This window comes from uncultured Sunxiuqinia sp. (assembly GCF_947495665.1).
GTDB classification, from domain to species: Bacteria; Bacteroidota; Bacteroidia; order Bacteroidales; family Prolixibacteraceae; genus Sunxiuqinia; species Sunxiuqinia rutila.
On sequence record NZ_CANLZV010000007.1, the window covers coordinates 176,115 to 190,923 of the forward strand.

Consider the following 14,809-nt stretch of genomic DNA (forward strand, 5'->3'; position numbering starts at 1 on the left):
AAATAGAAAAGAATTTATGGGTAGATCTCAAGAATCGTTTAACAAAAAAGAAGTACGAAACAAAAAAGAGAAAAAGAGAAAAGAGAAAGAGAAGAAACGACTGGCCAGAAAAGACAATGAAAAGTCAGGAAGCCTGGACGATATGATCGCTTATGTCGACGAGAATGGTAACATCACCGACACTCCCCCCGATCCCTCTCAAAAAGCTGAAGTCAATATCGAAGATATCGAAGTCAGCGTACCTAAAAGCGATCCGAATGAAGAAATTGATCCGATACGTAAGGGTACAGTAACTTTTTTCAACGAATCGAAAGGCTATGGCTTCATCCGCGATTCGGAAACAAAAGAAAGTATTTTTGTCCATATCAATAATGTTCTGGAAGATATCAAAGAAGGAAACTTAGTGAGCTTCGAAGTTGAAATGGGACAAAAAGGGCCAACGGCAGTCAAAGTAAAACAAATAAAATAAAGGAATACGTTTCTTTGGAATCTGTACAGCCTCCAAAGACGGCATGTTCCTATTATCTGATACCTCAAAAGGCCTTCCAATTCGGAAAGCCTTTTTGTTTTTTCTGACAGCACCTTAGCTTTCTGAAACGCACAAGCAGAGGCAAACTCTTGCTTCGTTTAAAGTATAAAAAAAACGAAAGCTCCTGAGCCTAAAGGAGCACCAATAACCAACTAGCACTATGAAATCATCAATCCTAATCTTATGTCTGGCTTATCTATGCTTAAGCTGTACCAATAACCAAAACGTCACCGTAAAGGCAAAGCCAATAGCTGCTGAAATAGATGACCATGTGCTCTCCGGGCCATCCACTTTAAACGATCCTGATCGCTTTGTGTGGGGAGGCAGCGTGATTAAAGGCGATGATGGCAAATACCACATGCTTTACTCAACCTGGGAATGCGGTGATTCTCTGCCCAAGTTTTCCGACTCCTGGGTCCTTCATTCGCAAATTGCCTATGCGGTTTCAGACTATCCCGACAGGGATTTTAAATTTCAGAAAGTGGTGCTCAAAGGCAGGCAGGCCGAAGGAGATTCAACCGCTTGGGATGCCCAAATGGCACATAACCCCCATGTCAAAAAATTCAATAATCGCTACTATTTGTATTACGTAGGTGGTAAAGATCCGGGCCCACAACCCACTGGATCGAAAGGAGAAAAAGTCGATAAACGCAACCGCGTTCAGCAAAGTCAGTGCATTGGTGTGATTGAATTTGAAAGCTTTGACGACTTAGTTCAAGGAAACTATAGCCGATCAGAAAACCCCTTGCTTTCGCCAAGAACCCGAGTGAAGCCAGATAACATTGTGGCTCCCTCGCCCGAAGGCACTGAACCCAAACCCGACAACATCATCGTTGTTAACCCTTCGGTTGTTCAGCGCCCTGGCGATGGCAAATACTTACTCTTCTTTAAAGGAAACTTTTATAATCCAGGCTGGCGAGGCGTTCATGGAGTCGCAATTGCCGACTCACCTGCCGGCCCTTTCACGCCTACGGATCATTTTGTTTTTGATGTTCGAAACGAAGATGGCACCATTGCCAGTGGTGAAGATCCGTATGTTTGGTATCATCCCAAACACGAAAAATTTTATGTCGTGCTCAAGGATTTTACAGGCCGAATAACTGAGGATAAACCGGGGCTGGCTCTACTTGAATCACTCGATGGCATCAAATGGACCAAGCCGGTCAATACGTTTTTCATGAAGAAAGAAGTCGTTCTTCAATCGGGAGATACGATAAAAATGAACCGGCTGGAGCGCCCCCAACTTTTGATTGACGAAGATGGTAACCCCACAGTTTTATACTGTGCCGGTGCCATAACAGAGGTGAATACACGAACAGATGGCGCTTCATTCAATGTTCAGATTCCTCTCGAAACAAACTGATTGCCAAAACATAAAGACAGTTCCCAAATGGAAAGGACTTCATGAAGTCCTTTTGCTTTCAAATCAGCAGTCCTGTTCTAACAAGATTGCCTGGTAGCCATTCGTTCTGATCGCCAGCGATTAAGCCTTTCGATCCAGATTCGCAGATCATTTTTTTTGTTATCGACCTAAACTAATCGCTTGAATTCAGCGTTCCTTTTAGAAGTTTAATTATTTTCGAATAAAAAAAAATCAATCTATAACAATGGCAAGATTACTCGGCCCGCGAACAAACGATGCGGTAGTGAACTTATGGTTACTTATTTTTCGGGTAGCCGCAGGTGGTTTTATGCTGACTCACGGCATTCCCAAGTTTTTGAACTTAATTGAAGGCAATACCCAATTTCCAGACCCTTTCGGCATAGGGTCAACCCTTTCGCTGATCCTTACGGTGTTTGCAGAATTTCTCTGTTCCGTTCTGGTGATACTGGGTATTGGTACCCGACTGGCCAGCATCCCTATCATCATCACTATGGCAGTAGCCGCATTCATTATTCATGCATCGGATGCCTTTAAAAGCAAAGAAATGGCTTTGCTCTACCTGATTGTTTTCTTAACCATATTGGTTTACGGTGGAGGAAAATTTGCATTGGGCAGAGTCTTTCGGGGACGCTAAAACAGAGAATACGAAATAGGCTTTTATAGCTTCGAAGCTTCTACTTGCAAAGCAAACAGGTAGAAGCTTTTTTTTATGCCCTAAAACCGGAAGTAGATAAACGGCTGCAAGTTGGCCTGAGCAACAAAAGCAATTAGCAACAGCACCAATAACACCAGGGGAAGCTGTCCCCATACCGGAAGGTTGATAAAAGCGCCTCTCAGTTTTTCTTTGTACCGATTGGGCACCCAAATCAGCACCAGCCCGAGGACAAAAATGCCAAGTACCATACGATAACTTTCCCAACCCATGCTGATATTTTCGGGCCAAAAATGAAACCGAAGCTGGAACCAAAACTGTTGCACAGCACTGTAGTCTCGTGCCCGAAAGAAAAGCCAGGTCAGGCTGACAACTTGAAAGGTAAAAAAGACCGCAATCGGCTTTTTCCAACGCCGGGGCCTTGCATGATGTAAAAAGGCCTTTCGAACCAGCTTTTCCACTACCAGCCCCAAACCATGAATTGCGCCCCAGATAATAAACCGCAGGTTTGCGCCATGCCACAAACCACCCAGCACCATCGTAATTAAAATATTGACGACCATACGCCCCTTTCCCTTTCGGTTTCCCCCCAAAGGAATATAGAGGTAATCGCGTAACCAAAGCGACAGCGAAATGTGCCAGCGATGCCAAAAGTCCGTCAAGCTGGTGGCTTGGTAGGGCGCATTAAAGTTTACCGGAATTTTAAACCCCAGGATCAGGGCCAGGCCAATGGCAATATCGGTATAACCCGAAAAATCGCCATAAATCTGGATGGAATAGGCATAAAGCGCCAGGAGGTTTTCAAAGCCGGAATATGCCATGGGCGCCTCAAAAATTCGATCGATCAGGTTCATAGCCAGAAAGTCGGCAATAACCATCTTCTTAAACAGCCCTTTGGTGATTAAAAACAAGGCATGACTGAATTCCTCCTTCTTCAGGCGAAATTTTTGATACAACTGCGGAATAAAAGAGGAAGCCCGCACAATGGGACCAGCCACCAATTGGGGAAAAAAACTCAAATAAAAGCTAAAGTCCAAGGGATTTCTCACCACCTTGGAATCGCCGCGATAAACATCAACCAGGTAGCTGATGGCCTGAAAAGTGTAAAACGAAATTCCGATGGGAAGCAAAATCGACTGTTCATCAACCACACTGCCAACAGCCCGGTTAATCAACCAGCCTACCCAGTTGAAAACTTCCCAGTTGGCTTGAAACAAAGCATTAACCTGCTCAATAAAAAAATAGGTGTACTTAAAATAAGCCAACACCAATAAATTAAACCCGACAGCTACAGCCAAGACAAATCGTTTTCGCGATTGCGCATGAATCCAAAGACCAAACCCATAATTTACCGCACAGGAAAAAGCCAACAACAGCAAAAAAGCACCGTTCATTTGGTAATAAATGAACCAGCTTATCAAGAGCAAATACCCGTTACGGATAGCTTTTTGCCGATACACCAAGGCGTAAATCCCCAAAAAGGCTGTAAAAGCAATCCAAAAGGCCAGTCCGGTATAAAACAAGGGTTCATCCGGATGATACTGCCAGATACTCTCCATGGTATGTTTGATCGACTCCTTCATCGTGTAACCAAATTCCGATCGGTTTTTAACTCTTCCAAAAGCAAACGCGCCAATTCCTTACCAACCACAGCCGCCCCTTCCGCTGAAAAATGCACATAATCCGTCCGCCCTAAAGCCGGGCTTCGGTTTACCCATTGCACCATGGCCCCTTCCCCACCCATGAAGTTTTGCAAGTCCCAAAAAGCCGTGTGATTTTTCATGGCCAATTCATATTGAATCGCTTTTATTTGGGGAATATTGGGATAGGAAGCATACGTCCCATCCAGCTTTTTTGCCATATCCGAAACCCCTATAATCAGGATGGGGACTTCGGGACGGATGCTCTTCAAATAGCTAATTTGACGCTGAAAATTTCGTTCAAAATGCCGGTAATTATTCGAAATGTAGGGCACCAGGTTCACTCCAAAGTGCAACACAAACAGCCCCACATTCACCTGATTCAGCATTTGGTGAATCATCTCCTGGTTCGAGGCATCAAAAGTGGGATAAGACAAGCCGCGCAAAGCAACATTGTCCACCAGCACACCACCGCCACTTTCCAGTGACAAGCCCGCAATATTCAGCGTGTCGCGAACCGTAAAATCAAAGCGAATGTCATCCGGTGTTCGGTTAAACTGAAAATCAAGAGTAGATACTCTTTCATGCGGTAGTAAAAACCCCGTATAAATCACATCCTTTCCCTGCCTTACGGTGAGCCTGCAGCTGTCGCGAGCGGTATAATAAAGTTTCATCAACTCATAATCGGGCTTCGGCCCCAATCGCTTAATCCGCCGAATTCGAAACCACCCTTCGGGATTAGCTGCTGTTAACAAGGCATTTTTGAACAACAAACTTTCGTTCACAAAATCCTTATCCTGAAAAGTTTTGATTTCCCAATTTCCGGAAGGCTCAATCAGCAAGCGGTGATGGGTATTGTAATACTCATCCAAAGGTACAAAACCGGGTCCGCGACCCGCATATTGTGCTTGTAACTGCTTACGCAAAACCGAAGTAATCCGGTCATTTTCGATTTGCGAATCCCCAAAGTAAACAATCCGAACGGGTAACTTTGATGCATTGGCGTTCTGCAAACGATCGGTTAAAAATTGCAAGTGAACAGAATCGCTTTCGGCAAAAACAAAAGGACTTGGCTGAAAAAGTTCCCGCTCCACCTTAGGCTCTGTGGCAGGCTCATCCTCCGGCGTTTGCATAGTCTGCAAAGAATCAGCGGCTGGCTCGGCTTGCACAAGCGTATCTACCACCGGTTCGTTAAACTCTGCTACCGAAACGGGCGCAGGAACCTCTTCCTTCCACAACAAAAGGATAAAGGAAAAAATGAGAAGTAAAATAAGAAAATATACAAATTCCCGAACAGGTGTCATGGTGCGATTTTAGCTTCCCACTAAAAGTAAAGTTAAAATCGTGTATCTGCAAATACCTGAAAGACTTCCTTAAGAGCGGGTTTGAATTTTAAGTTTTTGTCCCACCTGAATTTTATTGGCATTGCGAATATTGTTCCACCGCATGATGTCGTTATTCGACACCCCGGGAAACTTCCGGGCAATGGACCAAAGGTTATCGCCACGACGAACGGTGTAGTAGACAAACTTTCCGTCAGCACTTGTTTGTGTACTGGCTGAAACCGCTTTTGTAACCGGTGTTTTCTTTTTATAGGCTTGCTTTTCAGCAAAACTCATCCGATTGATCTTGGCAAAAAAATCAGCTTGCCCCTGGGGAACATAAATGGCTAATTTTTGCCCCACGCGAATCAGGTTTCGGTTGATGTTGTTCCAATAGCGCAAATCAGAAATCCGTACATGAAACCATTCTGAAATAAAACCTAAATTATCACCCGATTTCACCGTATACAGCACTTTGTCTTTTCCACTTACACTGGATACATGGTAGCTATTGCGGCTTTTGGGGTTGATGATTTCATTATTTGGAAAAAACTCATCACGCTTGTAGGCATAAATTTGATCCTCATTATCAATAAAGTCAGCCACTGACTCAATCGGAATCTTCAGGGCATAATGCTTCTCCTTTTTAGCCGGAATAATGTTCATCCGATATTGCGGATTAAGCGCCTGCAGGGCTTCTACCGGAATATTCGTCAAGGCAGAAACCTGGTCAAAGTGCAGGTAGCTATTAATCATGATCGTGTCGGTAACAATCGGAAAATCGGGGTAACGCGCCTTTAGCGAATGTTCGTTGTAATAATTCATCACATAAGAAGCGGCAATGAAAGCAGGAACATACCCACGGGTTTCGCGTGGCAAACGGTAATAAATTGCCCAATAATCACGCGTACCGCCCGAACGACGAATGGCCTTATTCACATTTCCTGGACCACAGTTGTAGGCTGCAATCACCAGGTGCCAGTTCTTGTAAATTTTATACAACTGGCTCAGGTAACGGGCAGCTGCATCGGTTGATTTTACCGGATCTCGCCGTTCATCAACAAAGGTTCCGATCTCAAGCCCAAGCCATTTTCCGGTACCATACATAAATTGCCACAAGCCAACGGCATTGGCCCGCGAGCGAGCTGTCGGGTTCAAAGCCGATTCTATGATCGCCATGTATTTCAACTCCATGGGTAAATCGTACTTGTCCAACGCTTCTTCAAAAATGGGAAAATAAAAGCTGGCTAGTCCCAGCATCATCTCCACCTGATCGCGGCGACGCTGGGTATATAACTCAATAAAGTTCTTAACCGTTTTGTTGTAAGATAAATCAATGTAGCTGTCAATGGCCTGCAACCGATTGATATAAACCGAATCAGGAATGGCGACAATGGGCTGACTATCTTGCAAGGCCTCGCCTACCGGCATTTCAAATACATTTTGCATGTACCAGGAATTCAAGAGACTGTCAATCTTTTCAGCAAAAAGATCATTCAGGTTTTCATCGGGAATTCGATACCTCTTTTCATATCCGTCCACACTATCCAAGGCCACCACCTCAATGCTGCTAATCCGTTTCAAAACTTCTTTATCATTCCGGTCTGCAAAGGTGTTCAACACGGCCAAACTCAATAAAAGAAATCCGGCTAATCCTGCTTTTTTAGTCATATGTTCCTTTAAAATCTTATCCTACAATGAATTCCTACTCCTCGTTGGTCGGCACAATAGATTGGCCCGGGCACCCATTTAAATGTCAGATCATCACTGATATCAAAATCAAAAAAATGGGCATCCACACTGGCGTCAATAATATTGAGTACATAAAAGGCTGCGGTCGAAATAATCACCAGGTCGCGGTTACGCCGGGCATTATCCTTAGCTCGCTCAAGCCTGTTGCTAAACTGTTGCATCTGGCTGTCCCACCGTCCGTCTTCATTAAACTGCTGAAACGAATTGGTGTTTGGATCATCGTCCCGAAGGTCGGCATAAGCTTGTTTGTAAATCAGGTATTGATCGTTATTCCAATCGATGAAATAACCAAAAGCACCAAAGCCAATATAAACCAACGGAACTTTCCAGTACTTCTTATTGTAAATTTGCCCCATGCCCGGCAAAACAGCGGAATAAATTGTTGCTTTCCGAGGCGAGTGCTTCGGTTTTTCAAAGGCAATGTCAATGCTGTCAGCTGCTGTAATTTTCTGGGCAGATGCAATAAATCCTGTTGTTAAAAACAGGATTACGAGTGCGGCTTTTATTATATTGTTCAATGTTTTCTTTTTTGAAATCGTATTAGCCATTTCGCTTGTCCAGAATGCTAATAATTCGTTCCAGGTCTTTTGACGACCCAAACGGAATAACGATTTTTCCTTTCCCTTTATTGTTGAGCGTAAAGTCAACTTTTGTGTTAAAAAAGCGACTCAGGTGTTCTTTCAATTCTCCATATTCTTCCGGGTGCTTGGCTTTAGGCTCTGGTTTGCTCGCTTTCTTTTCCGATGAATTCAGCTCGCGCACCAGTTCTTCCACTTTACGAACCGAAAGCTCATTTTCCAGAATGGCCTGATAGATAGCCAGCTGATCTTCCGGGTTTTGAATGTTAACCAAAGCACGGGCATGCCCCATGGAAATGGTTTTTTCGACAATTCCTTTCTGAATAAGTGCCGGAAGTCTTAACAACCGCAGGTAGTTGCTCACTGTTGAGCGTTTTTTTCCTACCCGATCACTCAAACTTTCCTGGGTCAACTGGCACTCGTCAATCAAGCGCTGATACGACAGGGCAATTTCAATGGCATCCAGGTCTTCACGCTGAATATTCTCAACCAAGGCCATTTCCAGCATGCCTTCATCTTCTGCCTTACGCACATAAGCGGTGATGGTTTCCAGCCCTGCCAGCTTCGAAGCTCTGAAACGCCGCTCCCCCGCAATGATTTGATACTTACGATGGGCGACCTTGCGCAGTGTGATTGGTTGAATAATACCAATTTCCTTGATGGAAGCGGCCAATTCCTTCAATGCTTCCTCATCAAATTTAGTCCGGGGCTGAAACGGATTCGCTTCAATTTCTTCAATTGCTATTTCACTAATTGATGAACTAACTTCCCGATCCTGATCCCGGTCCCGATCCGCATCATCAATCAAAGCGCCTAGCCCTCTACCCAATGCATTCCTTTTTGCCATGAATACGCGAATTATTTAATCGATTACTTTTTCTGTATTTTTGACCTTGGTCAGGTCGTTCTTTTGCACAATTTCCCGAGCCAGATCCATGTAGTTCTCTGATCCTCGTGAGTTGGCATCGTATAAAACAACTGGTTTCCCATAACTGGGAGCTTCACTTAGCCGGATATTTCTTGAAATTGTACTTTCAAAAACCATATCTCCAAAGTGAGTACGCACTTCTTCCAACACCTGGTTTGATAAGTTTAAGCGTGAATCGTACATGGTTAGCAGGAAACCTTCAATCTCCAAATCAGGATTCAAACGGGTCTGAATAATTTTAATGGTATTCAGCAGTTTTCCCAGACCTTCCAAAGCAAAGTATTCGCACTGCACCGGAATAATGATTGAATCGGCAGCGGTCAACGAGTTGACAGTAATCAATCCCAATGACGGCGAACAGTCAATCAGAATAAAGTCGTAGTCATCCCGAAGCTTTTCAATCACTACTTTCATGACTTTTTCGCGATTGGGCAGATTGAGCATTTCAATCTCGGCACCAACCAAGTCAATATGTGATGGAATCAGGTCTAATCCTTCGATTTCAGATTTTAAAACGATTTCCCGTGGATCAATATCATCCACAATACACTCGTAAATACTATTCTCGACATCTCTAACATCAAAGCCGATTCCGGAAGTAGCGTTTGCCTGAGGATCAGCATCAATAATCAATACCTTGTATTCTAACACAGCCAGGCTGGCCGCCAAATTAATCGCTGATGTTGTTTTTCCTACGCCTCCTTTTTGGTTGGCTAGTGCAATAACTTTTCCCATAGTTCTTTTAGTGATTTTCGCTAAGTTCCAAAGTTAATATTTTATGCATAAAATGATTGGCTTATTGAAAATTTATATTGTGTGTCCGACTTAATCGCCTGATTCCAAAACCCTTAATTCACGGGGCCATCTCCATTCGCTGCGCTTCTCGCATAAGTTGCTCTTGATCAATCGGAACAACCCCGGAACGCTCACAAACAAGCCCACCAGCCAGGTTCGATAACTGGGCTACAAACTGGCTGGACATGCCCGCTGCCATACACAAACTTGCAACAGCAATGACGGTATCTCCGGCCCCCGAAACATCGGCAATATCACGAACCTCTGCCGGAAAATGATCTTGATTTTGCCCGTTGCTTATAATAACTCCAGAGTCGGACAAAGTTACAAAGATCATCCCTTGCTTGCTGCTTTTCCGAAATGCTTCGGCAGCTTCCAACAGCCCCGGAATGTTATCCTTCTCAACGGGCACTCCTTGTCCTTCCTTGAACTCCTTAAAATTGGGTTTAAACAAGTGAACTCCGGAGTAATTATTAAAATTCCGTTTTTTAGGATCAACCGCAATCAAAAGCTTTTTGGTCTGAGCCAAACAAATAATTTTATCGATTAGGCTTGAGGTTATCATTCCCTTGTCGTAATCGATGAACATTACAAGGTCAAACTTCTGGCTATTGATAAGCTGTTCAATACGCTGATAAACCAGTTTTTCCACCTCCGAATCAATTTCTTCGGTTACCTCTTCATCAACCCGGAGCACTTGTTTTTTGCCACTCATTACCCGGGTTTTAACCGTTGTTTGCCGGTTGTCCAATCGCAGTATCCCGGTACCGGACAAGCCCTTTTCGCGGAGCAGTTGCATGAAATTATCGCCCTTCAGATCATTTCCTACTAAAGACACCAGAACAGGAGTTGCTCCAAGCGACTGCAAGTTCAGCGACACATTGCCGGCTCCTCCAATTCGATCTTCACGCTGCTGAACAGTCACGATGGGAACAGGAGCTTCTGCCGAAATACGATCAACGCATCCCCACAGGTAAGAATCAACCATTGCATCACCGACCACCAGTGCCCGCATGTTGGAAAATTTGGTAAAAACCTCCTGAACCTTAAACTCTTCCACTGTTTTATCTGATTTTTGTGACCTACAAAAGTAGTAAAAATTGAAAGTGCTAAAAATAAATTCGTCCCCTCAGCTTGAGTTCACCACTGCTCCGCTCCGCCACATTGCTTCCGGATCCCTTGGGAAATAAACGGCTAACAACGCAAACCGCTCCCCAAGTTCCTGCTGCTTTTGCAGTAGCTTCCAAGCAATCTTCTACATCGGATCGACATCGGCATAAATGACTAAGCCCGTATTATTCGGAAGTGATTTAACCTGATCGATTGAATCCATCAAGAACTTCTTCCCTTGTCCCAGTGTCTTGTTTTTGTCCAGCTTCAGCCAAATTTCCTTTTGATACCAGGATTGAATTCGTCCAATGACCGGATACTCGGGTCCAAGCACCTGATTGCGAAATTGATTTCGCAAGATGGAAGCCAACTGATTCGCCCCCAAATCCAGCCGATCGCGGTTTTTATGCTTGACCACAATCTTGATTAAACGAAAATACGGCGGGTAGCGAAAAAGCTTGCGCTCAAGCATCTGTTTATTAAACAATTGGATAAAATCGTTGTGGGCCACTTTCTGCAGCACTTCGTGCTCCGGCTGGCTCGATTGAATCACCACTTTCCCTCGTTTCCCTTTCCTTCCGGCACGCCCACTTACCTGAGCCATCAACTGAAATGAACGTTCAAAAGACCGGAAGTCGGGAAAATTGAGCATCTGATCCGCATTTAGAATCCCGACCACTCGAACATGATCAAAATCAAGTCCTTTAGTCACCATTTGGGTGCCTACGAGTAAATCAATTTGCCGGTTCTCAAATTTGTAAATCAACTGATCAAAGGCACGTCTGGCGCGAGTGGTATCCATATCCATCCGGGCAATAGTAGCCGCAGGAAAAAGCAGGTTCAATTCCTCTTCAATCTGCTCGGTTCCAAAACCTTTGGTTTGAATTTCATCGGAAGGACATTCCTCACAATGCATGGGAACACTGGTGGTATGCCCACAATAGTGACACACCAATCCTGCTCGAAACTTGTGATAAGTTAAACTCACATCGCAATTTTTGCATTTTGGTATCCATCCGCAGCTTGTACATTGCATGTAAGGCGCAAAGCCCCGCCGGTTTTGAAATAAAATCACCTGTTCTTTATTTTCGAGCGCCAGTTTCACCTCATCGTACAAGGCTGGCGTAAGCAAGGAGACCATTTGCTTTTGGCGTGTTGCTTTTCGGATGTCTGATACCACAATCTCCGGAAGCTCAATTCCCTTGAAACGCTCCTTCAGTTCAACCAGACCGTATTTTCCCAGCTTGGCGTTAAAGTAGCTTTCAAACGAAGGCGTAGCTGTTCCCAATAAAACCGGAGCCTGATGAATTTGTCCCAAAACAACCGCTAAATCCCGAGCATTGTAGCGCGGCGCCGGATCAAACTGTTTGTAACTATTTTCATGTTCCTCGTCCACAACAATAAGGCCCAGCTTCTTAAAAGGTAGAAAGACCGCCGAGCGAGCCCCGATCACCACCTGGTAGGATTCCTTGTTGTCATTCAAAATATTGAACCAGATTTCAACGCGTTCCGCATCATTGAATTTGGAATGGTAAATGCCTGCCCGATCACCAAAAGCACGCTTTAGACGCGTTATTAACTGAGAGGTCAGTCCAATTTCCGGAACCAGGTACAATACCTGCTTGCCTTCGGCTAAAACATCCTCGATCAGCTTGATGTAAATCTCGGTTTTACCGCTTGAGGTTACCCCATGCAACAACACAGGTCGCTTGGTTTTGAATTCATCTTTCAACTGCCGATAGCTACTTTCCTGAGCTTCATTCAAATCGTACAAGTATTGATCATCGGTATGATTCATTTCCAGACGGCCAATCTCAATCGATTCGACAGCAAGAATATCCTTCTCAACCAAGCCTTTTAAAACAGCATCGGAAAGCCCGCTTTGCTCCAGCAAGTCCTTCTTGGGCAAGCGGCTTTTCTGATCAAAGCTGAAGCTGGTTTCATGTACAAAAAACTCCAGAAGTTCCTTCTGTTTGCGAGCCCTGCCTATTTCTTCAAAGGCTTTTTCCAGCTGTTCCGAAGAAGCTATCCGCTCCGCAAGCTGCACAAAAGTGACCGTTTTGGGTTTGTAGCTATCCTTCAACTTTTCTTCCATCAGTATTGCATTCTTCTCCAACAGTACTTTCAACGTCGCATAGGACGATTTTTTACCCAAGAACTGGTTTATTTCACGGATATTGGTTTGTCCCCGGCCTTTCAGCATGAGTAGTAAAGCTTCTTCCTCGCCGGTTAAGGGGCTGTCCAGATCGAAATTAGGATTAAAGCTGACATTGGACTGACTTTCGAGCTTTAAGGCCGAAGGCAGTGCAGCCTTGAAAACTTCGCCCAAAGAACAGCAATAGTAATCAGCAACCCACTCCCATGCGATAATCTGTGCCCGGTTAACAATCGGCTCCCGATCCAGAATGGCATCAATTTCCTTCAGCTCAAAATCACCTTCAGGCGGCTGATTGTGCAAACGATAAACCAAAGCCGAAAAAAACTTCCGGGCTCCAAATTGCACAACAACCCGAATGCCCACTTTCATATTGGGTTCAAAGCCGGGAGATACCCGATACGTAAATTTATCACGTAAAGGAAGCGGTAATATAAGATCTGCAAACATCGGAATTGACATAGTGCAAACATCGGAATTTTTATTCGTTTTGAAGAAAGCCAACGCGATTTTCGGCTTCTCCCCTGCCCAAAACAATGGCAAGCCGGGCACGCTGTCTAATGTTCAATCTTTAGGTTTCCTGTCTTAATAATAGTTTGCCCGGAGCGTGGAAAAGAGAAAGACCCCGAGGCATTGCCCCGAGGTCTTTTCATTATTTTTTCGCTAATAAAGGTTACACCTTCACGGTACACTTAACGGATACTGAAAGTTACCCTGCGGGCCAACTGGCGAGCATTTGGAGAGCTCTCGTCAACACTCGTATCCTCGCCTTTTCCTTCTGTGTGAAGACGTGATTTGTCGATTCCCGACTTAACCAAGAGCTCCGCAACTGCTTCAGCTCGTTTAGTTGATAATTTTTTGTTGTACTCTTCCGTGCCTTTCTCATCGGCATAACCAATGAGGTTAACAGCTACATTCGCATTCTTCATCATGTAATTGCGCAAAAGGTTGATGGCATCTGCGGCACCTTTATCTATTTTTGAGCTGTTAAAATCGAAGAAGATATTCACATAGCCTTCGTTAATCAACCGACCAACGATGTCATCGTCGCCAGCATTAGCCAGCATAGCCACTTGCCCATCCAGATCATCAATACGACGTCCTAACTGATCATCAGCTTCCTGTACTTTTCGGGCATCTTCTTCGCGCGATTTTTTAATCTGAGCTTCCAAATCAGCAATGCGCTCGTCCATCAAAGCTAAGTATTCGTTCTCGCGCACTACCCAGTCGGCATGCTGCGCTTTTTTACCCAGGTAATACGAAAATCCAATGGTTCCGTTAAACACAAAAGGTTCATTATTTCTTGGCATAGTTCCGTCCCAAGTCCGGTTTTGGTGCACATGAAAGCCCATGGTTCCGTCGATATTCAATGCCACCCTGGGCGAGAGTTTAATTTGACCGGTTAAACCCGCCAAAGCAGTAGCGAAATGATCATTGTCATCAAGCAAATCAAAGTCCAGCAACCCAACACCGAAACCTCCGTGAGCTAAAAGGTTAAGGGTTTGTGTCCAAGTTTCAAAACGCAACAAACGCCCAATTCCAATCACCCCTTGAAGGTCGAACTCGTATTGCTTGGTTGTAAAGTCAAGTGTTGACTTTTCTGCTTGAAAGTTATTATAAACAAAGCCCGCTTTTAATCCAAAAAACTCATTGAACATGTACCGGGCCCCAAGCTCTCCTGCTAAGAAGTCAGGTGTTGCTGTACTATAACCTCGGGCTACATTACGATAGGGTTTGGTTAATCCGATACCTGCGTCAATTGACCAATGATTGAATTCGGTTTTTCCAGAAGAGGAGTCCTGCGCATAGCTTGCTCCAATAAAAAGGCTACTAATTACTAATAGAATTATTCGTTTTCTCATAATTTTAATTGTTTATCCAGGATTAAAAAAATTAAGTATTTGATTGTAATTGAAGAATTAACAACGAACAAGAATATGTAATCAAACAATATGCGTGCGAAA

General features: G+C 44.2%; 12 protein-coding genes. 3 read left to right on the plus strand and 9 right to left on the minus strand.

Annotation, left to right across the window (positions count from 1 at the left end):
* The first annotated feature begins 16 nt into the window (after window positions 1-16).
* From Q1A18_RS10870 to Q1A18_RS10880, 3 genes are all read left to right on the plus strand, one after another.
* Window positions 17-469, plus strand: a complete 453-nt coding sequence (locus Q1A18_RS10870) for a cold shock domain-containing protein (protein ID WP_299579562.1) — start codon at window positions 17-19, stop codon at window positions 467-469.
* Window positions 470-689: 220 nt separating this feature from the next.
* Window positions 690-1,892 carry a glycoside hydrolase family protein gene (locus Q1A18_RS10875; protein ID WP_299579565.1) on the plus strand — a complete coding sequence of 401 codons (1,203 nt, stop codon included), beginning with the start codon at window positions 690-692 and terminating at the stop codon, window positions 1,890-1,892.
* A 244-nt stretch (window positions 1,893-2,136) separates the two neighbouring features.
* On the plus strand, window positions 2,137-2,547 hold the full coding sequence (locus tag Q1A18_RS10880; protein WP_299579568.1) for a DoxX family protein: 411 nt from the start codon (window positions 2,137-2,139) through the stop codon (window positions 2,545-2,547).
* 80 nt (window positions 2,548-2,627) lie between these two features.
* On the opposite strand, the gene Q1A18_RS10885 is transcribed toward Q1A18_RS10880, so the two are convergent.
* The 9 genes from Q1A18_RS10885 to Q1A18_RS10925 form a co-directional block, all read right to left on the minus strand.
* Window positions 2,628-4,148: an MBOAT family protein gene (locus Q1A18_RS10885; protein WP_299579571.1), complete on the minus strand. Its 1,521-nt coding sequence runs from the start codon at window positions 4,146-4,148 to the stop codon at window positions 2,628-2,630.
* The gene (locus Q1A18_RS10890; protein ID WP_299579573.1) at window positions 4,145-5,509 is read right to left on the minus strand and encodes a hypothetical protein; all 1,365 of its coding nucleotides are present in this window, start codon (window positions 5,507-5,509) and stop codon (window positions 4,145-4,147) included. Before Q1A18_RS10890 ends, Q1A18_RS10885 begins: the two co-directional genes overlap by 4 nt.
* 69 nt (window positions 5,510-5,578) lie before the next feature.
* Complete coding sequence (locus Q1A18_RS10895; protein ID WP_299579576.1) at window positions 5,579-7,198, minus strand: transglycosylase SLT domain-containing protein; 1,620 nt, start codon at window positions 7,196-7,198, stop codon at window positions 5,579-5,581.
* A gap of 8 nt (window positions 7,199-7,206) precedes the next feature.
* A complete protein-coding gene (locus Q1A18_RS10900) occupies window positions 7,207-7,797 on the minus strand; it encodes a DUF5683 domain-containing protein (RefSeq protein ID WP_299579579.1) in 591 nt (196 codons plus the stop codon).
* Between the two features lie 22 nt (window positions 7,798-7,819).
* A complete protein-coding gene (locus Q1A18_RS10905) occupies window positions 7,820-8,704 on the minus strand; it encodes a ParB/RepB/Spo0J family partition protein (protein ID WP_299579581.1) in 885 nt (294 codons plus the stop codon).
* Window positions 8,705-8,719: 15 nt separating this feature from the next.
* Complete coding sequence (locus tag Q1A18_RS10910; RefSeq protein WP_299579584.1) at window positions 8,720-9,520, minus strand: AAA family ATPase; 801 nt, start codon at window positions 9,518-9,520, stop codon at window positions 8,720-8,722.
* 118 nt (window positions 9,521-9,638) lie between these two features.
* Window positions 9,639-10,640, minus strand: a complete 1,002-nt coding sequence (locus tag Q1A18_RS10915) for a bifunctional ADP-heptose synthase (RefSeq protein ID WP_299579587.1) — start codon at window positions 10,638-10,640, stop codon at window positions 9,639-9,641.
* Between the two features lie 195 nt (window positions 10,641-10,835).
* A complete protein-coding gene (priA, locus tag Q1A18_RS10920) occupies window positions 10,836-13,307 on the minus strand; it encodes a primosomal protein N' (RefSeq protein ID WP_299579590.1) in 2,472 nt (823 codons plus the stop codon).
* Between the two features lie 230 nt (window positions 13,308-13,537).
* Window positions 13,538-14,707, minus strand: a complete 1,170-nt coding sequence (locus Q1A18_RS10925) for an OmpA family protein (RefSeq protein ID WP_299579593.1) — start codon at window positions 14,705-14,707, stop codon at window positions 13,538-13,540.
* Between the last annotated feature and the right edge of the window lie 102 nt (window positions 14,708-14,809).